The sequence below is a fragment of the Herbaspirillum sp. YR522 genome, assembly GCF_000282575.1.
Classification (GTDB): domain Bacteria; phylum Pseudomonadota; class Gammaproteobacteria; order Burkholderiales; family Burkholderiaceae_D; genus Herbaspirillum.
Genome location: NZ_AKJA01000042.1, coordinates 1 through 21,667, shown reverse-complemented (window position 1 = coordinate 21,667; position 21,667 = coordinate 1). Strand labels below are relative to the sequence as shown.

The window sequence follows — 21,667 nt, the reverse complement described above, 5'->3', positions numbered from 1 at the left end:
ACCACTATTCCACCGATGTCATGACCAATTTCGCTTCCAGCCCGGCCTTGATGGCGTGCACCTCCCTCTACCCGACCCATTTTTCGATCACCAGCAAGACCTCGAGCGCAAAGCCGTAGCGCAGTCAACCGAACAGGCCCGGCCCGAAGGCTTGCGGGAATACTTTCCGCTCAGCAGGGCGTTGCAGGAACGTGCCCGGTTCAGCGCCGCGTTGGAGCGCCAGCCTGGCGTGAAGGTAATTGGCCGGGACGAGGCCATCGATGCGGTAGGTTTCCGGCCCCAGCACACCGAGCTGAGCTCCTACCCGGCACGGGTGACCAATACCGGGGAGGGCATCACGGCCAGCGACGGCATGAGCCTGTGCACCAGTGTGCTGCTTACCTCCACGCCGGCGGACAAGTCGCAACGGCATAACTCGATCTACCATGCGCCGATGTGGGCCACCAGGACACCGGAAGTCATCCAGGCCCATAAACAGGTCTACGACGCACAGGGATGGCAGACCAAAGCGGTAGTGTTCGTGGGCGAAGTCGACCGCGACCAACTCGAACACCAGATCCGCGAAGGCGACCTGAGCCGTGCGGGCTGGGACGATCCGTTCGAGCGGCGTACGGCGATGGCCGATCCCGCACTCAGGAAAAGCATCCGCGACATCGAACAGCGCGCTGCGGGGCGGGCTGAGGCGAGTATCAGCCAGGCCGCGGAACATACCGGCAACGTGCTCGCTGCCCTGGACAGGGAAGGCATCGCGGTGATGAAGACCATCAGGGGTATTCCGGAAAATGCCATTTTCGGCGCGCAATCGGCACCGGGCCTCAAGGACGGCAAGCGCGAAATGAAGCTGTCGATCTTCTCCAACGGCCGCCTGCAAGGCTAGGGCGGACAATCGCACCCCGTGATCTGTCGATACTGGGGCATCACAATTGTCATCGAGACCCGGTTTGTGATTTTTTGAGAGTTTTCTGGTGATGCTGGCGGCGAAATTTGGCTATCGTATGTTTCCCTATGGAAACTTTTGAAAGGTGATATTCAATGAAAACTGTTTCACGCTCCTGCCTCGACGCTGCCAGCGGCGGCCTGATCGACTTCGGTTTCTCGGCTGGTCGCGGGCGCTTTTCCGTCTTCATGGATCTGGGGCCGGTCATCAACCTGCCGTTCGTGGGCTCGCTGCGATTCGGCAACAACGTCCGCGTCGTTCATCGCATATTCTGAGCGCAACGCACCTTGACGACTAACTTTTCTTAATGGAGCCCAACATGAAAACCGTTTCTTCTTCCAGCCTGGCCCAGCTCGCGGGTGGTTTTTTCTTTGCCAACAATATCTACAACTATGGCAGCATGACCATCATCTACCACCGCTATCGCTAATCGCGAAGCCTTGAAGTGAAGCACGGCATCCTGGCTGCAAGCCCGGATGCCGCCTTTGCTTGGGGACGATGACCCGGAGTATCGTTCAACGCACCAGGATCTGCGGCCCCACGTCCTTGATATCGCGGGTGCCGGTCAGCGCCATGCTGACGTCGAGTTCCTTGTGCAGGATCTGCAGCATCTGCGACACGCCTTCGCCACCCATGGCGCCCAGGCTGTACAGGAAGGCGCGGCCGATCATCGTGCCCTTGGCGCCCAGGGCGGTGGCCTTGAGGATGTCCTGGCCGCTGCGAATGCCACCGTCGAACCACACCTCGATCTGGTCGCCCACTGCCTGGGCGATGGCCGGCAAGGCCTGTATCGATGACATTGCGCCATCCAGCTGGCGACCGCCATGGTTGGATACCACCAGCGCATCGGCGCCGGTCTGCACCGCCAAGCGGGCGTCCTCGACGTCCAGGATGCCCTTGAGGATCAGCTTGCCACCCCACTGTTGCTTGATCCATGCCACGTCGTCCCAGTTCAGGGTCGGATCGAACTGGCTGGCAGTCCACTTCGACAGGGTCTGGATGCCGCCGCCATCTTCGCCGCCCTTGATGTGACCGGCCAGGTTGCCGAAGGTCTTGCGACCACCCAATGCGCGCAAGGCCCAGCCAGGCTTGCCGGCCAGGTCCAGCAACGTGTCCAGTGTCAGCTTGGGCGGCACCGACATGCCGTTCTTGAGGTCCTTGTGGCGTTGGCCGAGGATCTGCAAGTCCAGCGTCAGCACCAGCGCCGAGCACTTGGCGGCCTTGGCGCGCTCGATGAGCGACTTGACGAAACCGCGATCGCGCATGACGTAGAGCTGGAACCAGAAGGGCTTGCTGGTCACGCTGGCCACGTCCTCGATGGAGCAGATGCTCATGGTCGAGAGGGTGAACGGAATGCCGAAGCGTTCGGCTGCAATGGCGCCCAGCATTTCGCCGTTGGCCCACTGCATGCCGGTCAGCCCGGTCGGTGCGATGGCCACCGGCATCGCCACTTCCTGGCCGATCATCGTGGTGCACGTGCTGCGGGCATCGACATTGATGGCCACGCGCTGGCGCAGCTTCAGTGCGGCCAGGTCGTCGCTGTTGGCGCGATAGGTGCCCTCGGTATAAGAGCCGCTGTCGGCGTAATCATAAAAAGCCTTGGGAACGCGTTTTTTCGCCAGCAGGCGAAAGTCTTCCAGGCAGGTCATGACGGGCATGTCGTTGTTCTCCGTAATCAAAATTCAAAAGGTGCGGGTCGTTGCGATGATCGGGCATCCGCTGGTGCTCGGGCGTCATGCTAAAGCAAAGCGCAAGGTATTCGCGTGAAAGCCTTGATGAACATCGATGAAATTTTGATTCCAGGCCATTGGAATGAGATAGCGACTCCGCTCAAAAGTGAGGTTTTAAGAATATTCTTATGTTTCTTTATGGAAATATTTGCAATTATGCAATTGCCTTAGGGCATCCTTCAACGAACTTGGAGTCTTGAATGAAGAACGTATCTTTGCAACAAGTTGCTCGTCTTGGTGGCGGTTTCGGTGGTTTCAACGGGCCCTTCAACAACCACGGCTACTTCTACAACTTCAACGTCAATGGCAATCTGGCCCTGCCTCCGCAGATCTTTATCGGCAGTGGCGGCGCCGCCGTGTTTGGCTCTGCTGCCAACGTCTATGCCGGCAGCCGTGGCTGATTAGGCAGGCTACCGGTCGCCCGCATGACCGGGATGCGGGCGACCTATCTTCCAGTATTTCCCATTCATATCAAGGAGTTAGCATGCAAAAAATTTCCCATGGCCTCGACGCGTTGGCAGGTGGCAAGGCTTGGACGATGGCCACTTTATTCTTCGGCAATTTCGTCAACCAAGGCGTGGTGTTGAATTTCAACATGGGTAACGATGGCCTGCCGTTCGTGGCCATCGAAAGCTGGGGTCCCGTGACCTTGATCCAGCACGACGCTAAGCCTGAAGCTAAATAACATCACTATGCGCCCGCTTCTGCGAGGCGAGTTCGATGTGGATAGGGGTGCCAGGCCCCTATCCTTTAACTTGAAAGACTACATGAAGACTATCTCCATCCAGCAAATATCAGCTTGTTCAGGCGGCTCCGCTTTTATCGGCCCGGTCTACAACTACGGCGGAAGCATCCATTTGGTCGGGGCGGAGGGGGTGCTGCCGATAACGGGCGCGCCACCATCGACTCATTGCTTCCCGAGGCCCCGGCCCTGGTGGTTCTCCTGGCGCTGAAGACAGCACCTGTCCAGAGCGTGCCGCAGATGTATCCCGGATATCCCCCTGGTTTGCGATGGCGAGCAGCGGGACGGGCTCGCTAGGATCAACAGGCGCTCGGACTGGTTCGAGCCTGCGCTGAAGTCACAACCCTTTTCCGGATCGCATGCAGATTAGCCATTTTCCCGATTTTCACGATATACCGGCGCGCCGGTTGGCCTATGCCGCCTCGTTCATGGTGCTGGGCATGTGCCTGCTCGCCTTCTTCTTCGAGATCGAAATCAAGAAAGATGTCCAGGCCGAGATCATCGCCAGCGGCGAGGTCAAGGTGCAGCGCGTCAGTGGACTGGTCACGCGCGTGCATGTGCAAGCCGGCGCGCCGGTGGACGTCGGCACCCCGCTGTTCGATGTCGAGCGCGACCTGTCGCTCACGCACGACGGCGCCACGCGCGCCGAGGCCTCGTTGCGCGAGCGGCAGCTGCGACTGGCAGCCATCGCACGGCGCAGCCAGTTGCAGCGCGTGGACCTGCGCGCCCGCATCGCCGCCCTGGGCGACACCCTGGCCCAGCGCCGCCGCATGCGTGCGCTCAACGAAGATGACATCGCGCAGGCGAGGCAGCAGGTGGAGCAGGCGCGCAAGACGCTGGAGCGATTGCAGGCGGTGGCGCAATACGTGGAGCTCGAACGCATCGAGCGCGCCGAGGCCGAGCTGGCCAGCCGCCGGGACAACCTTTCGCGCAGGCTGGCGCGGCGGGCCGAACTGGCCAGCGAGATCAACAGCACCGAGTCGGGCATTCGCGAAGCGCAGACCGAACTGGCCAAGGTCGACCTGCAGGACGGCCGGGAGCGGCTGGAGGCACGCGAGATGTTCGAGAAGAATCGCTCGACACTGGTGGTGTCCTCGCCTACCCAGGGCAAGGTGGCGTTTTCGCAGGTGGCACCAGGCAAGTACCTGCGCGAGGAAGACATCGCCATGACAATCTCCGAAGACGGGCAGCGTGTGCTGCAGGCGGTATTGCGCATCCCCTCGCGCCAGCGCGGTTTCGTGCGGCAAGGGCAGCAGGCGCGGCTCAAGTTCGACGCCTTCCCGTATGCCCGTTTCGGTACCTTGGCGGTGCGCATCGACGACATCTCGGCCAGCACGGTGGCCACGCCGCGGCCTTCGCCGGCCGACCCGCGCGGCCTCGATAGCGACTACCTGGCCGTGGCCACGCTGGCGCAGCCATTCTTCGACACCGGCGGACAACGCCACCAGATCTTGCCCGGCATGCGGGCCACGGCGGCCATCGTGGTCGAGCGACGCAGCATCGCCGAATGGATCCTGCAACCATTGTTCGAAGCGTTACGGGGTTGAGCATGAAGGTAATCTATCAAAACGAGGTCGCCGACTGCGGCTACGCCTGCCTGGCCATGGTGCTGACCCATTTCGGGCGCGCCACCGAGGTCCGCGAGTTGCGGCGCCGCTTTCCGTTGTCGGCCAATGGCGTGCGCATGTCCGACCTGTTCGACGCCGCCGCCGGCTATGGCCTGCATGTCGAGGCCTTCCAGTTCGAGCGCGAGCACCTGGGCGAGATCCGCAAAGCCTCGATCCTGCATCTCAAGGAAGGCCATTTCGTGGTGTTCCAGTCGCTGCGCGGCAAGTATGTGCACCTGATCGACCCGGCCGTGGGGCGCCGCAAGCTGACCGTGGACCAGTTCATGAACCTGGTCTCGGGCTATCTGCTGCAATGCCAGGCCTCGCCGGTGCTGGAACGCAAGAAGCCCGACACGCGCTCGGACGTCATGCGCGCGCTGGCCGACCTGTTCCGGCTCAACCCGGGGCTGTCCGGGCGGCTGGCCAAGATCTGCTTCATTTCGCTGGGCGTGCAGTTCGCCACGCTGGCCGCGCCTTACCTGGGCAGCCTGGTGCTGGACCATGTGGTGGCCGAAAACAATCCCGGCCTGTTGGCCATCCTGCTGGTGACCTTTGCCAGCATCGCGGCCATCGGCACCTTCTCGGGCTTCATGCAGACCTACCTGACCGAGGTGGTGTCGCTCTACCTGTACAAGGACAGCACCCGGGCGCTGTTTTCCAAGCTGTTGAAAAACGGCTTTCCCTATTTCGAGAAGCGCCACGTAGGCGATCTGTTTGCGCGCGTGAAATCGCAGAAGGACGTGGTCGATTTTGCCGGGCGCAGCCTGGTCGGCATCGTCATCGACCTCAGCCTGGGCACCCTGGCGCTGGTGCTCATGCTGGTGCAATCGCCCTTGCTGGCGGGCCTGGCGCTGGCGCTGCTGCTGGTCTACCTGGCGGTGGCCTTCATGCTGTATCCGGCCATGCGCGACGCCCAGCGGCAGTTCATCGAGACCTCGGCCAAGTGCGACGATGGCTTGATCGAGACCATCCGCGCCGCCGCCATGCTCAAGCTGGCCCAGCAGGAAACCCGGCGCACCGCGTTTTTCATGCAACGCTTCCAGCAGATGCTGGGCGACAGCTTCCGGGTGGCCCAGTTGAACAACGTACGCGGCACCATCCTCAAGGTGGTGGGCCAGGTCGATACGCTGCTCATTACCGGCATCTCGGCCTCGATGATGATCGCCGGCGAGCTGTCGGTGGGCGTGTTCTACTCGTTCCAGCTGTTCAAGGGTCTGATGTCGAACCACCTGTCGGGCGCGGTCAACAGCATCTTCCAGATGAACATGCTGCGGGTGTCCGTCATGCGGGTAGAGGATATCGTGGAAGAGCCCGCCGAGCGCTACGACGCGCTGGAGACCGTCCACAAGGCCAGCGAGACCGAGTGCTTCGTCGACATCGCGCTCAAGGACGTTGCCTTTTCCTACGGCGTATCGGACCGGCCCGTGTTGCGCCAGCTCGATTTCTGCGTGCGGCGGGGCGAGAAGGTGGCCGTGGTGGGCCCGTCCGGGGTCGGCAAGTCGACTCTGTTCAAGCTGCTGTCGTCGGCCGAGGCGGCCACCAGCGGCCAGATCTGCCTCAACGGCCTGGATTACCGCAACCTGGCCGTGGACGAGGTACGACGCCATATGGCGCACATGCGCCAGGGCGACATCATCCTCAATGGCAGCATCGCCGACAACGTCAGCCTGTTCGAGGCCTCAGCCGACGGCGAGCGCATCAATCACTGGCTCAGGATGGTCGGCTTGTACGACGACGTCATGCGCCTGCCGATGCGCGCCCAGACCCTGGTCAGCGATACCATCGCCAACCTGTCGGCCGGGCAGAAGCAGCGCCTGCTGCTGGCGCGCGCGCTATGCCAGCAGCGCGAGGTGCTGCTGCTCGACGAGCCTACGTCCAACCTCGATCGCGACTCGGTCATGGCGATCGGCCGCATGCTCATGCAGATCGACCGCACCATCGTGGTCATCACCCACGATCACGAACTGGCCGCGTTGTTCGAGCGTCGCCATGTGCTGCGCGACGGCGTGCTGGAGCCGGCATGAGGCGCCCGGCGATCTGGCTGGCGCTGCTGGCGTCGACCTGGGCCATGCAGGGCAGGGCGCACGCCAGCGCGGTGCTGGACCTGGCCGGCTTCGTCGAGCAGGTCGAGCGTAACGATCCCGGTCTGGCCGCCGCAGGCGCCGACCTGGTGGTCGGCGAACATGGGCGGCTGCGGGCACGCGCCGGGTTCCTGCCGCGGGTCGAGGCCAGCTGGACGCGCGGGCAGTCCACGCAGCACTACCCGGGCACATCGCCGGTGCGACAGGACCGCCGCGAGCGCCGCATCACGCTGACCCAGCCGTTGCTGGACTGGAACGCCTGGGGCAACTACCGTCATGCCCAATTGCAGCAGGCCAGGAAGCAACTGCAGTGGCTGCAGGCGATCCAGGCCTTGCGCATCAAGGCGGTGGAACGGTATTTCGCCGCGCTGCAGGCGCGTGACCAGGCCGCGCTCGAGCGCGACAGCCAGGCCGCGCTGCAGGCGCAACTGGCCGCGGCCAGGGCGCGCCTGGCCGCAGGTGCGGCCACCTTGATCGATATTGCCGACATCGAGGCCGAGCTGGCGCGCGCGGCCAATCGGACAGCGCTGGCGCACAGCGCCCAGCAGTCCCGCATGCGCGAGTTGGAGACCATGCTGGGCCAACCCATCGGGGCACTGACCGGCTTGCCGGGGGCGCTGTCGATGCCGACGGTCTACCCGGACGACCTGGAAAGCTGGACCAGCCAGGCCGCCAGTAGCCATCCCGAGGTGCAGTTGCGCGAACTCGACCTGAAGCTGGCGACACTGGATATCGACCGCGCCCGCACCGAGTTCCTGCCCAAGGCGTCGTTGCAGGCCGGCCATGTCCGCAACGGCACCGGCGCAGGCGGCTGGCAATCGGCACCGACCAGCAGCCATTCAATTTCGGTGCAGATCACGATTCCCCTCTTCTCCGGCCTGGAGTCGGTGCATGGCGTACGCCAGGGGCTGGCGCAGCAGGAGAAGGCGTTGCATCAGGTGCAGCAGGCCAGGCGCCAGGCAGCCGACGAGGCCGGCGACAGCTTCAGCCAGGCCCAGGCCCAGCGGCGCAGCATCGACGACCTGCAGCAGCTGGTGGTCGCGGCGCAGGGCGCGCTGGAAGCGACCAGGATCGGGTACAGGGTAGGTAGCCGGCGCGAGTCCGACCTACTGCGCAAGCAGAATGAGCTATGGATTGCGCAACGCGAACTCTTGCGTGCGCGCTACGAGGCATTGGTGCATGGACTGCGCCTGAAGGCGTTGACGGCGTCGCTGGACGTGGCCGATATCCGTGCCGTCAATGCCTTGCTGGCACTGCCGGATTCACGACCTTAGCCGCAGGGCGGCGGCGATGCCGCTGCGCACCGCACCTTCGAGCGTGGCAGGGTAGTCGCCGGCCACATAGTCGCCGGCCAGCGCCAGCGACGCGGGCAGGGAGTCGCCGTGCGGACGCTGCAGGCCTGGGGTACACGAGAAGGTGGCGCGCTTGTCGGTGATCACCCGGCTCCAGAGCGGCGTTGCCAGTTCGGGGCGGGCGAAGTCAGCCGCCAGTTGGCGTTGTATGCCAGCCTCCAGCTCGGCATGACCGTGCAGCGTGGCTTGCCCAGCGGCGCTGACCACCACCGCCAGCAGGCCCTGGTCTGCGGCCCGCTGGCTCAACTGGCCGCGGTCGAACACGAACTGGCCCCAGGCCTGGCGCGACGCATCATCGACCAGCGCCTGCATCGGGAGGGGCAAGCGCAGCGCTGCGTGGTACTGCAGGTAGCAGGTGGTGATGGGCTCGAATTGCAGCGCGCGCAATGCGCCGGTGTCGAACAGGGCGCCGCTGGCGTCGTGTACGTCGGCCAGCAAATTGGCGGCGACCTCGGCACTGGTGGCGACCACCACGCGGTCGAAGTGCCCGGCTACCTGCTCCTGGCGCGACTGCAGTCGCCAGGTGCCGTCGGCGGCAGGCTGCAGGCCCGTGACGCCGACACCGGTGCGCACCTGGCCGCCATGCCGTTGGACGAATCCGGCCGCGGCCTGCGGCAGCAGGGCCGTCAGGTCCAGCCGTGGCAGCAGCATGTCCGACGCGCTGCGCCTGGCACCGAGGCTGTCGCGCAGCACGTTGAGGAACACCTGCGCCGAAGCCCGTTCGGGCGGCGTATTGAGCGCGGCGATACACAGCGGGCGCCATAGCAGCTGTATCAGTCGTGGTGGTTGGTCGTGGGTATGCAGCAGGGTCGCCACGCTGCAATCGTCGTGCAGTCGCCAGCCCATCCAACGCGCACTGGTCGAAAAACGCATCAGTGCCAGCTTGTCGCCGCGCGCCAGGCCGCGAGCGCCCAGCAGGGCCAGCGCCACGTGCCAGGGCGCGGGCAGGCGCGGGGCCACGAAGTCCATGCCGGCGTCGACGGCGCCGGCCGGATAGCGCATCTGCAACGGCAGGCGCAGCAGCGCCTGGCGCGCGTCGACGCCCACTTGCCGCATCAGTGCCAACGTATCGCGATAGGCGCCCAGCAGGATGTGCTGGCCATTGTCGAGGCTGTGCCCGTCGAGGTCGACCCGCCGTGCACGGCCGCCCAGCGTGCGTGCGGCTTCCAGCAGGCTGACCCGGTGCCCGTACGCGGCCAGCTTGACGGCGGCGGCGCAACCGGCCCAGCCGGCGCCGATGACGGCCGTGTGCACAGGTTTCTTCATCGCAATGGCTCAGCCGAAGACGTAGGTCTTCCACGCCAGCCACAACTTGCGGATGGGCGTGAGCGAAATGCGCTGGTTGAGCACCTGGTAGCCGTCGCGTTCGATTTCCTCGAGCAGCGTGCGGTAGATGGCAGCCATCATCAGGCCGGGGCGCTGGGCGCGGCGGTCTTCGCGCGGCAGCAGCGCAAAGGCTTCGTCGTAGACGGCGCGGGCGCGCTCGACCTGGAATTTCATCAAGGCGCTGAAATTGTCGCTGGCGCGCCCGTTGAGGATGTCGGCGGCCGTGACGTTGAATTGCTGCAGTTCATTGACGGGCAGGTAGATGCGGCCCTTGCGGCCGTCCTCCCCGACATCGCGGATGATATTGGTGAGCTGGAATGCCAGGCCCAGTTTCTCGGCGTACAGCAGCGTGTTGCCCTGGGTATGACCGAAGATGCTGGCCGACAGGATGCCGACCACCCCGGCCACCCGCCAGCAATAACGCTGCAGCCCCGGATAGTCGAGATAGCGGCTCTGGTCGAGGTCCATTTCCATGCCATCGATGATGGCTTGAAGGTGCTCGCCGCGCAGCTGGTATAGCGCCACATGCGGCTGCAATGCCCGCGTCACAGGATGGGTGGGATTGCCCTCGAGCATGGCCGCGATCTCCTTGCGCCACCACATCAGCTTGGTGCGCGCGATGCTGGGGTCGTCGATTTCGTCGACGGTATCGTCGACTTCACGGCAGAAGGCATACAGCGCCGTGATCGCGCGGCGTCGCTCCGGGGGCAGGAACAGGAAGCTGTAATAAAAGCTGGAGCCGCTGGCGGCGGCCTTTTGCTGGCAGTATTCGTCTGGAGACATGGTGACGGCGGTGGGCGGGGAGACGAGCCGGCAAGTCCGGCGAAGGCGCTATGCTAGCCGAGTGCGCGGGCCAGGGCAAATGCAGACCGAGGCAGCGTGTTGCGGCGGCCGGCATTGTCGATTAAGCTCATACGAGCCAGGTGCTGCTGAAAGATCAATAGAAAAGTATCGAAAAAGAAAATAGATTATTGCCGGCTGCCCGGCGTTGCGAACGAATGAATCACCATCGGAGGCTGGAGACGTCATGGACAGACTGGAAATCTTTCGCGGTATTGCATCACAGGCCCAGCGGGGCGAGTTGGTCTTTCCCGCCAACGTGAGCGCATCCATCAAATTGCAGCAGGCGCTGGCCGACCCCGACTGTCACCTGGAGGCCGCGGCCAAGCTGGTGATGGCCGAGCCGCTGGTGGCGGCGCGCACCGTGGCCATTGCCAATTCGGCCGCCTACAACCGCTCGGGAGGCGAGATCAACAATGTGCGCACCGCCGTCATGCGGCTGGGTTTTCGCACGCTCAACACCATCACCACGTCGGTCATCGTGCGCCAGTTGGGGCGCACCATTTCCAATCCGGCCATGCGCATCAAGGCGGCACAGCTATGGGAACATTCGGCCCAGGTGGCGGCCACGGCCCACGTGCTGACCTCGACATTGACCAATGGCGACCCCGAGACGGCGATGTTTGCCGGCATCGTGCACGAGGTGGGAGGTTTTTACCTGCTCTCGCGCACGGACGAGTTCCCGCACCTGCTCGAAGGCGGCCTGGAAGACTGGGCCGAATACGGCGAGAAGATGATCGGCCGCGCGGTGTTGAAGAAGCTGGGCGTGCCGCAGCCGGTGGTGCAGGCCATCGAATCGTTGTGGCACGGGGTGCGGGTGCTGCCGCCACACACCATCGGTGACGTGCTGTTGCTGGCCAAGGAGCTCTCGCCGGTGCCGTCGCCTTTCCAGCGCGTCACGGCCGAAGCCGGGATCGGTGGCGAAAGCCTGGTCGACGACTATATCGGCGACCAGTCGCTGCGGGTGTTGCTGGAAGAATCGGAAGACCAGATCCGGTCCCTGACCGAGGCCTTGCTGGTGTGATGCCGACGGCGCCGGCCGGCGCTAGCGGCCGGTGCGGCCTCGCCAGGTCAGGCCGCGCCAGCCGACCACCAGCCAATCCCGGCTGCCCAGCCTGGGCCGTCGAGTGAAGATGTCGCCCCCGACTGCCTCGATCCGTTCCAGGATACGCAAGCCGCCTTGCACCACTAGGCGCAGTTCCCAGCCGATGCGTCCCGGCAGGCGGTGCGCCAATGGTGCTCCCGAGAGCATCAGCGCGCGCGTCCGATCCAGCTCGAATTGCATCAACTGCCGCCAGCGCTGGTCGACCTGTCCCTGCTGGATGTCCCGGGGGCTGACGCCAAACCGGTCCAGGTCTTCCAGGGGCAGGTAGATACGCCCTTTTTGCCAGTCGATGGCCACATCCTGCCAGAAGTTGATCAATTGCAATGCGCTGCAGATGGCGTCGGATTGGTGCAGGTTGACGGCGTTGGCCTGGCCGTAAAGATGCAGCATCAGGGTGCCGACCGGATTGGCCGAGCGACGGCAATAATCGAGCAGGTCGTCATGGCGGGCATAGCGGGTGGTCACCACATCCTGGCTGAAGGCCGACAGCAGGTCGCGAAAGGGCTGGATCGGCAGGCTGTATTGCGTGATCACCGGCTGCAGTCGGTCGAAGATGGGGGCGTCGCACCGTGCGCCCTGTTCGATCAGGTCCAGCTGCCGGGAGTAGCTGGCCAGTGCGGCCAGCCGTTGCGGCGGGCTGGCGTCACCTTCGTCGGCGATATCGTCGGCACTGCGGGCAAAGGCATAGATGGCGGCGACCGCCGCGCGCAGGTGCGGCGGCAGCAGCAGCGAGGCGACGGGAAAGTTTTCGTAGTGGTTGACGGCCATGGAGCGGAGTGAAATTTGGGGAATGGCAACTGGCTTGGGGTGGTCTTTGCGGTCAGGCGTCGACAATGCCTTTGCCGGCGATGCGGTCCTGCTCCTGGGGACGCGGGCTTTGCTCACCGCGTCGTCCATGGTGTCGCCCCACGAGCAGCGTACGTTGTGGGTAGCCGCCACCCGGTCTGACACGGGATGCGCAGATTGATGACCGCTCCGTGCCGTCGCCGTTACCCGTTCTGCGCCACACGACTCCGGACAGGTTTTCAGAATTCATGAGGCAATCCTGCGGCGGCGCGTCATTATACCCACGACCAATGAGGGGCCAGCGGCTCGATCGCTGGCATGAGCAGCTCCACCATTTATCAGGGAGTGCGTGGTCTTGCGCTACGTGTCAGCGAACATCATCCATAGCCATGATCCATGGCTGTCCTTGCGATGAAGCGAGACGAAAATCGCCGGCGGCCGGGCACCGGGTGGTGACGGATATCGGGCCGAGCCTGGCTGGCGGCCCAGTCAAGCAGCCGATGTCCTTCGTTTGGTTGCGAAGGGCGAAGCGGGCTACGGCTCTTGGTCGTCGCCCAGCAGGCACTGGCGGTGTACGCCACGTGCCATCATGATGGCACCTGCTACTGTCATTAGCGCGCCGAGCAGCATGCCGGGGTAACCCCAGGTTGGCGCCAGAGGGTCGGGGCCGCCATAGTAGACAAGCCCTGCCAGGACTGCCATGCCGGTCCCGGCAATGGCCACGCCCATGACTAGAAAGGTCTTGCTAGTAAGCGCGCGGAGTTTGGTTAACCGCTGGTTGATGCCGCCAGAATGAGTGATTGCCGAGGCCGGCTGTTGCGTTGGCATGTGCAAGGCAGAAGATGTTTTTTCGATCATATCGATTCCCCATAATCGTTGATTTTTATAGGAGCCCCTCAGCTCCGCGCCGAATTTTATCAATACGTCGTGGATCGGTAATTGGCAAAGTGCCATGATTGGGTGGCGAGAAAAGACAAGACAGTTCCGCGAACGCTCTTGCATACCGTATTTCAAGACATCAAGAAGCCGGTTACGACGCCGAGGGATCGGTCATGGCTCTTCATGTTGGTGTCGAGGCAGCCCTGCGCCATCAGTGCGACGCCAAGGCTTCCACGGACAGCAGGGGGGGGGGGGGGCTGCGTCGAGATCGCGCAGGACAGAAAAGCAATCCCCGAACACCGAAATAATGACAGCGTCATTAATTTAAGTGTTTGATTTAATAGGGAATGTATGGTGCGAGGAGGGGGACTCGAACCCCCACACCATTGCTGGCGTCAGGACCTAAACCTGGTGCGTCTACCAATTTCGCCATCCTCGCTGAAGGTGTCGGTCATCGGTGCGATAGCGGTCTGTAGGCAGGGCGCCGCAGCCGATGAAGGTAGTCATGAAACAAAGCGCGCCATTGTACTGCAAGCGGCCAAGCCTGTCTGTGTTTTTCAGCAACTTTCGTGCCGGCCCGCACAGGTGTACCATGCCCGGCCTTTCCCTGTTTCATTACGCCCATGACACGCTATCGTCACTACAAGGGTGGCATCTACGAATTCGTCGGCGACGCCACGCTGGAGTCCGACCTCACGCCCATGGTGGTCTATCGGGCTGCCAACGGCACCCTGTGGATCCGCCCCAGCGAGGTCTTTCACCAGCCGGTCGAGGTCGACGGCCAGCTTGTGCCGCGTTTCGTGCGCCTCGACGACTAGGCCGGTGCTGCCGGTCCGGCTCGAGGCCATCCCTTTTCATCTTTCCACCAAGGACACCATGCGCCGCCTATCCCTGATTGCATTGCTGCTCCCCCTGGCAGTCCCGGCCGGGGCCGATACGCTGGCCGAGGTCAGTACCGCTTTTCGCTGGATGGGCAAGAACGACCGGGTGGTCATCGAGGCCTACGACGACCCCAAGGTGGTCGGGGTGACCTGCTATGTGTCGCGCGCCCGCACCGGTGGCGTCAAGGGCACCGTGGGCCTGGCCGAAGACCGCGCGGAGGCATCGATTGCCTGTCGCCAGGTAGCGCCGACGGTGCAATTCAATGGCCGCCTGCCGGAGCAGGAGGACGTCTTTACCGAACGCATGTCGATCCTGTTCAAGCGGTTGCACGTCGTGCGGGTGGTGGACGTCAAGCGCAATACGCTGGTCTACCTGACTTATTCCGACAAGCTCATCGACGGTAGTCCCATGAATGCCGTCACGGCCGTGCCGATCACCCCCGCAACGCCCATCCCGGTGGTCAAATAAGCGCTGCGTGCGGCGCTTGGGCGCCGTGCCGGACCCGCCTGTCACGCCCGCCAGCCCTGGCCTTGCAGCGGGTGGGGCGGTGTTTGCAGCCGGCGCGGTCCAATTTTGGACTCGTTGCCACATTTGCGTATAGAATAGCGAGCTTTAGCGCGGTCGGGCAGGGCGTTTCTCGCCTGGAAGGCGCTCCCAATCTGTTATATGCATGTGCTCGGCACGGCATGCGCAGATGGCGGAGGCAACGCCGGAAACCCTGTTCCGACTTACGAATTCTCAATCATTTGGACGATTTAAATGGCAACTGCAGTCGAAACCCTGAGCAAACTCGAACGTCGTATCACTCTGACTTTCCCGCTGGCCGATGTGCAGGCTGAAGTGGAAAAGCGCCTCAAGGTGCGCGCCCGCACTGCCAAGGCTCCGGGTTTCCGTCCGGGCAAAGTGCCCATGAAGATGGTTGCCGCACAATTCGGCTACCAGGTCGAAACCGAAGTGCTCAACGACAAGGTCGGCCGTGCATTCAATGATGTCGCCGTCGAGAACAACCTGCGCGTCGCCGGTTTCCCTTCGATCGAACCGAAGACCAGTGAGCAGTCGGCCGAAGGCACGCTGTCCTTCGATGCCACCTTCGAAGTGTATCCGGACGTGGTCGTGGGCGACCTGTCGGGCGCCGAAGTCGAGAAGACCGTCGCTACCGTATCGGACGCCGAGATCGACAAGACCATCGACATCCTGCGCAAGCAACGCGTGCACTACCACGTCAAGGGCGAGCATGGCGCGCATGGCGACGGCGGTGCCGATCAGTCGGCACAGAACGGCGACCGCGCAACGGTCGACTTCGTGGGCAAGATCGACGGCGTCGAGTTCCAGGGCGGCAAGGCCGAGGACTTCCCGTTCGTGCTGGGCGAAGGCCGTATGCTGCCCGAGTTCGAGGCTGCCACCATCGGCCTCAAGGCCGGTGAGTCGAAGTCGTTCCCGCTGGCTTTCCCGGAGGACTATCACGGCAAGGACGTGGCAGGCAAGACTGCCGAGTTCACCATTACCCTGAAGAAGCTGGAATGGGCGCACATGCCTGAAGTCGACGCCGCGTTCGCCCAATCGCTGGGTATCGAGGACGGTGACCTGGGCAAGATGCGCGAAGACATCAAGAAGAACCTGGAGCGCGAAGTCAGCGCCCGCACCAAGGCCAAGACCAAGGACAGCGTGATGGATGCGCTGATCAAGGCCAGCGAGCTGGACGTGCCCAAGGCCCTGGTCGACCAGGATGTCGAGCGCCTGTCCGAAATGGCACGCCAGGACATGGCACAGCGCGGCATGGATCCGAAGGTCATGCAATTGCCCAAGGAATTGTTCACGGCACAGGCCGAGCGTCGCGTGCGCCTGGGCCTGATCCTGGCCGAAGTGGTCAAGCAGAACAAGCTGGAAGCCACCGAAGAACAGGTCAAGGCACAGATCGACGACTTCGCGCAGAGCTACGAAGACCCGCAGCAAGTGCTGAAGTATTACTACGCAGACCGTCGCCGCCTGGCCGAAGTCGAAGCCCTTGTTTTGGAAGAAAACGTCGTCAACTACGTTCTCGGCAAAGCCAAGGTTTCGGAAAAGCCGGTTGCGTTCGACGAACTGATGGGTAATCAGCCGCAAGCGTAATCCGCTTTTCCCGCGTACCATCAAAACAAACTTACGCTAAGGAATGCGCACATGACAGGTCTGATCAAGGGTTCCGCACTGGACACGCAAATGCTCGGCATGGTGCCGATGGTGATCGAGCAGAGCGGGCGCGGCGAGCGCGCGTATGACATCTATTCGCGTCTGTTGAAGGAACGCATCATTTTCCTGGTCGGTCCTGTCAATGACGGCATGGCCAACCTGATCGTCGCCCAGTTGCTGTTTCTGGAAAGCGAGAATCCCGACAAGGACATCTCGCTCTACATCAACTCCCCCGGCGGATCGGTGTCGGCCGGCATGGCCATCTTCGACACGATGCAATTCATCAAGCCGCAAGTCTCGACCTTGTGTACCGGTCTGGCCGCGTCGATGGGCGCCTTCCTGCTGGCGGCGGGCGCCAAGGGCAAGCGTTTCTCGTTGCCCAATTCGCGCATCATGATTCACCAGCCCCTGGGCGGCGCCCAGGGCCAGGCCTCCGATATCGAGATCCAGGCGCGTGAAATCCTGTACCTGCGCGAACGTCTCAATGCCATCCTGGCCGAGAAGACCGGCCGTTCGGTGGAGCAGATCGCCAAGGACACCGACCGCGACAACTTCATGTCGGCAGATGCGGCGGCCGAATATGGACTGATCGACAAGGTTCTCACAGAGCGTGTTTGATTCGGTTTTCGGCGGAACACTCTAAAAATGCCCGGACAGAGCGTTGTCCGGGCATTTTTTTTACGAATCTCGCAATTGGCCCCTTTTCGGCCTCTATTTGCTTGATAAATCGCCTGCACGATGACATATAACTGGTATCAGGCCGAGTAAAGCGGCGATAGGCGGCTCGAAAATGACCGAGCCGTGACGAATCCGGTTTTCGCGGGTATCATCAAGTCGTAATTCATCTCTTTGTAGCTCTATGTCCGAGAAAAAATCATCTAGCGGCGAAAAACTGTTGTACTGCTCCTTCTGCGGCAAAAGCCAGCACGAGGTCAAGAAGCTCATCGCCGGTCCCTCGGTGTTCATCTGCGATGAATGCATCGACTTGTGCAATGACATCATTCGCGACGAGGCCGCCAGCGTCGAAACGGTGCCGGGCACCAAGTCCGACCTGCCGACCCCGCAAGAGATCAGCGAGCTGCTGGATCAGTATGTGATTGGCCAGTCCAACGCCAAGCGCATCCTGTCGGTGGCGGTCTACAACCACTACAAGCGTCTCAAGCATCTCGGCAAGAAGGACGATGTCGAGCTGGCCAAGAGCAACATCCTGCTGGTCGGCCCGACCGGCTCGGGCAAGACGCTGCTGGCGCAGACCCTGGCGCGCATGCTCAACGTGCCATTCGTGATCGCCGACGCCACGACGCTGACCGAGGCCGGCTACGTGGGCGAGGACGTCGAGAACATCATCCAGAAACTGCTGCAGAACTGCAACTACGAAGTCGAGAAGGCGCAGAAGGGGATTGTCTATATCGATGAGATCGACAAGATCTCGCGCAAGTCGGACAACCCCTCGATCACCCGCGACGTGTCCGGCGAAGGCGTGCAGCAGGCGCTGCTCAAGCTGATCGAAGGCACCATGGCCTCGGTGCCGCCACAGGGCGGGCGCAAGCATCCGAACCAGGATTTCGTGCAGATCGATACCACCAACATCATGTTCATCTGTGGTGGTGCATTCGACGGCCTGGCCAAGATCATCTCGGATCGCTCCGAAAAGAGCGGCATCGGGTTCTCGGCGGCAGTCAAGAGCCAGACCGAGAAGACCGCTTCCCAGGTGTTGCTGGGGGCCGAGCCGGAAGACCTGGTCAAGTTCGGCCTGATTCCCGAGCTGGTGGGACGCCTGCCGGTGATCGCCACCTTGAGCGAACTGGATGAAGCGGCCTTGATCGAGATCCTGATCGAGCCCAAGAATGCGTTGATCAAGCAGTACAGCAAGCTGCTGCAGATGGAGGGCGCCGAGCTCGAAGTGCGTCCGGCGGCCCTCAATGCCATCGCCCGCAAGGCACTGGCGCGCAAGACCGGCGCCCGCGGCTTGCGCTCCATTCTCGAGCAGTCGTTGCTGGACGTGATGTATGAACTGCCAAGCCAGCAGAACGTGGCCAAGGTAGTGGTGGACGAAAACACCATCACCAACGGTGCCAAGCCGTTGATGATCTATCATGACCAGCAGAAGGTATCCGGGGCCTGATGTCGGCCCCGCCAGGATCGCAGTAATACGGGGCGCCGCAGGGCGCCCCGGGTAGTGCCAGCCTCACCCGGCTATTCCAAGACGACAAGGCAGCCGATGAAATCGATCCGGCATGCATATAAATGCCCTCCGGGAACGACTCAGGTGATGCTGTTGCGATTCTTGCATCGGTCTCGTGGCCGTGATTTTTTGCCACTGCAGACTTGTGTTTTTGTCGCTCGTGCCAACATCAACCACAGTATTCTTTGATAAGGCCCGCCATGACGACCCCAATCCTCACAGAACAATCGCAATTACCGTTGCTGCCCTTGCGGGACGTGGTGGTATTTCCGCACATGGTGATCCCGCTCTTCGTCGGCCGCCCGAAGTCGATCAAGGCGCTGGAAGCGGCCATGGAACAGGGCAAGAGCATCATGCTTGCGGCCCAGAAAGCCGCTGCCAAGGACGAGCCTTCGGCTGACGACATCTACGAGATCGGCTGCGTTGCCAACATCCTGCAAATGCTGAAGTTGCCCGACGGCACCGTGAAGGTGCTGGTCGAAGGCGCACAGCGTGCCCGTATTCACCATATCAGCGAGCTCGACACCCATTTCGTGGCCGACCTGACACCGGTCGAGTCCGAGTCGGGCGACGAGGCCGAGGTCGAGGCGATGCGCCGTACCATCGTCCAGCAATTCGACCAGTATGTGAAACTGAACAAGAAGATTCCGCCCGAGATCCTGACCTCGCTGGCCGGAATCGATGATGCCGGCCGCCTGGCCGACACCATCGCGGCGCACCTGCCGCTCAAGCTCGAGCAGAAGCAGGTCATCCTCGAGATCTTCAATGTGACCAAGCGCTACGAGCACCTGCTGGGCCAGCTCGAAGGCGAGCTCGACATCCTGCAGGTCGAAAAGCGCATCCGCGGTCGCGTCAAGCGCCAGATGGAGAAGTCGCAGCGCGAGTACTACCTCAACGAGCAGGTCAAGGCGATCCAGAAGGAACTGGGCGAAGGTGAGGACGGCGCCGACCTGGAAGAGCTCGAAAAGAAGATCGTTGCCGCCAAGATGCCCAAGGAAGCGCTCGAAAAAGCCCAGAGCGAACTCAAGAAGCTCAAGCTGATGTCGCCCATGTCGGCCGAAGCCACCGTGGTGCGCAACTTCATCGATACGCTGATCGGCCTGCCTTGGAAGAAGAAGTCCAAGGTCAACAACGACCTGCCCAATGCCGAGAAGGTATTGGAAGGTGATCACTACGGCCTGGACAAGGTCAAGGAACGCATTCTCGAATATCTGGCCGTGCAGCAACGCGTCGACAAGTTGAAGGCGCCGATCCTGTGCTTCGTCGGCCCTCCGGGTGTGGGCAAGACCTCGCTGGGGCAGTCGATCGCCCGCGCCACCAACCGCAAGTTCGTGCGCATGGCGCTGGGCGGTGTGCGTGACGAGGCCGAGATTCGCGGTCACCGTCGCACTTACATCGGTTCGATGCCGGGCAAGATCCTGCAAAGCCTGTCCAAGGTGGGGGTGCGCAATCCGCTGTTCCTGCTCGACGAAATCGACAAGCTCGGCATGGACTTCCGTGGCGACCCGTCGTCGGCGCTGCTGGAGGTGCTCGATCCCGAACAGAACCACACGTTCTCGGACCATTATGTCGAGGTCGATTTCGACCTGTCCGACGTGATGTTCGTGGCCACCTCTAACTCGTTCAACATCCCGCCGGCGCTGCTGGACCGGATGGAAGTGATTCGCCTGTCGGGTTATACCGAGGACGAAAAGACCAGCATTGCGCAGCGCTACCTGCTGCCCAAGCAGGTCAAGAACAATGGCCTGAAGGAAGGTGAGATCAGCGTGGCCGAATCGGCCATTCGCGACATCATCCGCTACTACACCCGGGAAGCCGGTGTGCGTTCGCTGGAACGTGAGATCTCCAAGATCTGCCGCAAGGTGGTCAAGATGCTGCTGCTCAAGAAGCAGGAGAAGAAGGTCACCGTTACCTCGCGCAACCTGGACAAGTTCCTCGGCGTGCGCCGTTACGACTTCGGCATCGCCGAAAAGGAAAACCAGATCGGCCAGGTGGTCGGTCTGGCCTGGACCGAAGTGGGTGGCGACCTGTTGACGATCGAAGCGGTCACGATGCCGGGCAAGGGTGCCATCATCCGCACCGGCACCTTGGGCGACGTGATGAAGGAATCGATCGAGGCCGCGCGCACGGTGGTGCGTAGCCGGGCACGCAAGCTGGGGATCAAGAGCGAGGTGTTCGAGAAGTCCGACATCCACATTCACGTACCCGAGGGCGCCACACCCAAGGATGGTCCATCGGCGGGTATTGCGATGACGACTGCCCTGGTGTCGATCTTTACCGGTATTCCGGTGCGTGCCGATGTGGCGATGACTGGCGAGATCACCCTGCGTGGCGAAGTGTTGCCCATCGGTGGCTTGAAGGAAAAGCTGCTGGCGGCGCATCGTGGCGGGATCAAGACCGTGTTGATCCCCGAGCAGAACGTCAAGGACTTGACCGAGATCCCGGACAACGTGAAGAACAAGCTGGAGATCATCCCGGTGCGTTGGATCGACAAGGTATTGGAAGTGGCGCTGGAGCGTCAGCCTGCGGCATTGCCGGAAGAAGAGGCGATTGTCGACTCCGCGGTCGCGGCCAAGGAAGGCGCGGTCGACCCGGTGGTAAAGCACTAGGATGTTGGCTGGACGAGACTGCCCCTGCGGTTCGCGCTGCGGGGGCAGTTTTCATTTCCTGATTTGATTTAGTGATGGTAGTCGGGAAATAATGCTGGCACAGCACGAAATAATGCTTTAGAATATCGTTCTTTCGTCGCAGTGACTTAGCGACGGGCTGACAAGGTTTCGGGTGCTTAGCTCAGTTGGTAGAGCGGAGCCCTTACAAGGCTTAGGTCGGGAGTTCGAGCCTCTCAGCACCCACCAGAGATTTGCAGTCAACGGTTTTGGAGTGGTAGTTCAGTTGGTTAGAATACCGGCCTGTCACGCCGGGGGTCGCGGGTTCGAGTCCCGTCCGCTCCGCCAGATAAAAAAGCCCTGCTTTCGAGCAGGGCTTTTTTACGTCCACAAACAGGATTTGCGCAGCGAATCCCTAATCAGAAGCGGAGCGGAGGGAG

At 62.3% G+C, this 21,667-nt stretch carries 19 protein-coding genes and 3 tRNA genes; 16 read left to right on the top strand and 6 right to left on the bottom strand.

Annotated features, from left to right (window positions below; genetic code table 11):
* The first annotated feature begins 181 nt into the window (after nt 1-181).
* Nucleotides 182-877, top strand: coding sequence for a hypothetical protein (locus tag PMI40_RS07340; protein ID WP_040501782.1), 696 nt, complete (start codon nt 182-184; stop codon nt 875-877).
* Between the two features lie 155 nt (nt 878-1,032).
* A complete protein-coding gene (locus tag PMI40_RS07335; protein ID WP_008113683.1) occupies nt 1,033-1,212 on the top strand; it encodes a hypothetical protein in 180 nt (59 codons plus the stop codon).
* 240 nt (nt 1,213-1,452) lie between these two features.
* Here the strand turns inward: PMI40_RS07335 and PMI40_RS07330 are convergent, their stop codons facing one another.
* Nucleotides 1,453-2,595, bottom strand: coding sequence for an alpha-hydroxy acid oxidase (locus tag PMI40_RS07330; protein ID WP_008113681.1), 1,143 nt, complete (start codon nt 2,593-2,595; stop codon nt 1,453-1,455).
* 272 nt (nt 2,596-2,867) lie between these two features.
* Between PMI40_RS07330 and PMI40_RS07325 the strand changes: the two genes are divergently transcribed.
* The 5 genes from PMI40_RS07325 to PMI40_RS07305 all read left to right on the top strand — a co-directional run bounded on the left by PMI40_RS07325 (nt 2,868) and on the right by PMI40_RS07305 (nt 8,371).
* Nucleotides 2,868-3,068 carry a hypothetical protein gene (locus PMI40_RS07325; protein WP_008113680.1) on the top strand — a complete coding sequence of 67 codons (201 nt, stop codon included), beginning with the start codon at nt 2,868-2,870 and terminating at the stop codon, nt 3,066-3,068.
* Nucleotides 3,069-3,151: 83 nt separating this feature from the next.
* Nucleotides 3,152-3,352: a hypothetical protein gene (locus PMI40_RS07320; protein WP_008113679.1), complete on the top strand. Its 201-nt coding sequence runs from the start codon at nt 3,152-3,154 to the stop codon at nt 3,350-3,352.
* A 416-nt stretch (nt 3,353-3,768) separates the two neighbouring features.
* Nucleotides 3,769-4,956 (top strand): HlyD family efflux transporter periplasmic adaptor subunit, encoded by a 1,188-nt coding sequence (locus PMI40_RS07315; RefSeq protein WP_008113678.1) that lies wholly within the window; start codon nt 3,769-3,771, stop codon nt 4,954-4,956.
* Nucleotides 4,957-4,958: 2 nt separating this feature from the next.
* Nucleotides 4,959-7,040, top strand: coding sequence for a peptidase domain-containing ABC transporter (locus PMI40_RS07310; RefSeq protein ID WP_008113677.1), 2,082 nt, complete (start codon nt 4,959-4,961; stop codon nt 7,038-7,040).
* Nucleotides 7,037-8,371, top strand: a complete 1,335-nt coding sequence (locus tag PMI40_RS07305) for a TolC family protein (RefSeq protein WP_008113676.1) — start codon at nt 7,037-7,039, stop codon at nt 8,369-8,371. The genes PMI40_RS07310 and PMI40_RS07305 overlap by 4 nt, the downstream gene beginning before the upstream one ends.
* On the opposite strand, the gene hpnE is transcribed toward PMI40_RS07305, so the two are convergent.
* Nucleotides 8,360-9,715, bottom strand: coding sequence for a hydroxysqualene dehydroxylase HpnE (gene hpnE / locus PMI40_RS07300; protein ID WP_008113675.1), 1,356 nt, complete (start codon nt 9,713-9,715; stop codon nt 8,360-8,362). The two genes, PMI40_RS07305 and hpnE, sit on opposite strands and share 12 nt — an antisense overlap.
* 9 nt (nt 9,716-9,724) lie before the next feature.
* Nucleotides 9,725-10,558 (bottom strand): presqualene diphosphate synthase HpnD, encoded by an 834-nt coding sequence (hpnD, locus tag PMI40_RS07295; RefSeq protein ID WP_008113674.1) that lies wholly within the window; start codon nt 10,556-10,558, stop codon nt 9,725-9,727.
* Between the two features lie 244 nt (nt 10,559-10,802).
* Between hpnD and PMI40_RS07290 the strand changes: the two genes are divergently transcribed.
* Nucleotides 10,803-11,639, top strand: a complete 837-nt coding sequence (locus PMI40_RS07290; protein ID WP_008113673.1) for an HDOD domain-containing protein — start codon at nt 10,803-10,805, stop codon at nt 11,637-11,639.
* Nucleotides 11,640-11,660: 21 nt separating this feature from the next.
* Here PMI40_RS07290 and hpnC read toward each other — a convergent pair whose 3' ends face one another.
* From hpnC to PMI40_RS07275, 3 genes are all read right to left on the bottom strand, one after another.
* A complete protein-coding gene (hpnC, locus tag PMI40_RS07285) occupies nt 11,661-12,488 on the bottom strand; it encodes a squalene synthase HpnC (RefSeq protein WP_008113672.1) in 828 nt (275 codons plus the stop codon).
* A gap of 552 nt (nt 12,489-13,040) precedes the next feature.
* The gene (locus PMI40_RS07280) at nt 13,041-13,508 is read right to left on the bottom strand and encodes a hypothetical protein (protein WP_157221463.1); all 468 of its coding nucleotides are present in this window, start codon (nt 13,506-13,508) and stop codon (nt 13,041-13,043) included.
* Nucleotides 13,509-13,737: 229 nt separating this feature from the next.
* Nucleotides 13,738-13,824: transfer RNA gene (locus PMI40_RS07275), tRNA-Leu, on the bottom strand.
* A 184-nt stretch (nt 13,825-14,008) separates the two neighbouring features.
* Here PMI40_RS07275 and PMI40_RS07270 point away from each other — a divergent pair.
* The 8 genes from PMI40_RS07270 (at nt 14,009) to PMI40_RS07235 (ending at nt 21,575) form a co-directional block, all read left to right on the top strand.
* Nucleotides 14,009-14,203, top strand: coding sequence for a DUF1653 domain-containing protein (locus tag PMI40_RS07270; RefSeq protein ID WP_008113670.1), 195 nt, complete (start codon nt 14,009-14,011; stop codon nt 14,201-14,203).
* Between the two features lie 58 nt (nt 14,204-14,261).
* A complete protein-coding gene (locus PMI40_RS07265) occupies nt 14,262-14,735 on the top strand; it encodes a CreA family protein (RefSeq protein WP_008113669.1) in 474 nt (157 codons plus the stop codon).
* A 291-nt stretch (nt 14,736-15,026) separates the two neighbouring features.
* Complete coding sequence (tig, locus tag PMI40_RS07260; RefSeq protein ID WP_008113668.1) at nt 15,027-16,376, top strand: trigger factor; 1,350 nt, start codon at nt 15,027-15,029, stop codon at nt 16,374-16,376.
* A gap of 51 nt (nt 16,377-16,427) precedes the next feature.
* Nucleotides 16,428-17,054: an ATP-dependent Clp endopeptidase proteolytic subunit ClpP gene (gene clpP / locus PMI40_RS07255; protein ID WP_008113667.1), complete on the top strand. Its 627-nt coding sequence runs from the start codon at nt 16,428-16,430 to the stop codon at nt 17,052-17,054.
* A gap of 241 nt (nt 17,055-17,295) precedes the next feature.
* Entirely contained in the window at nt 17,296-18,561 is a 1,266-nt protein-coding gene (gene clpX, locus PMI40_RS07250; protein WP_008113666.1) for an ATP-dependent Clp protease ATP-binding subunit ClpX, read from the top strand.
* 260 nt (nt 18,562-18,821) lie between these two features.
* Entirely contained in the window at nt 18,822-21,230 is a 2,409-nt protein-coding gene (lon, locus tag PMI40_RS07245) for an endopeptidase La (RefSeq protein WP_008113665.1), read from the top strand.
* A gap of 170 nt (nt 21,231-21,400) precedes the next feature.
* Nucleotides 21,401-21,476 (top strand) — tRNA-Val (locus PMI40_RS07240).
* Nucleotides 21,477-21,498: 22 nt separating this feature from the next.
* Nucleotides 21,499-21,575 (top strand) — tRNA-Asp (locus PMI40_RS07235).
* Nucleotides 21,576-21,667 lie beyond the last annotated feature (92 nt).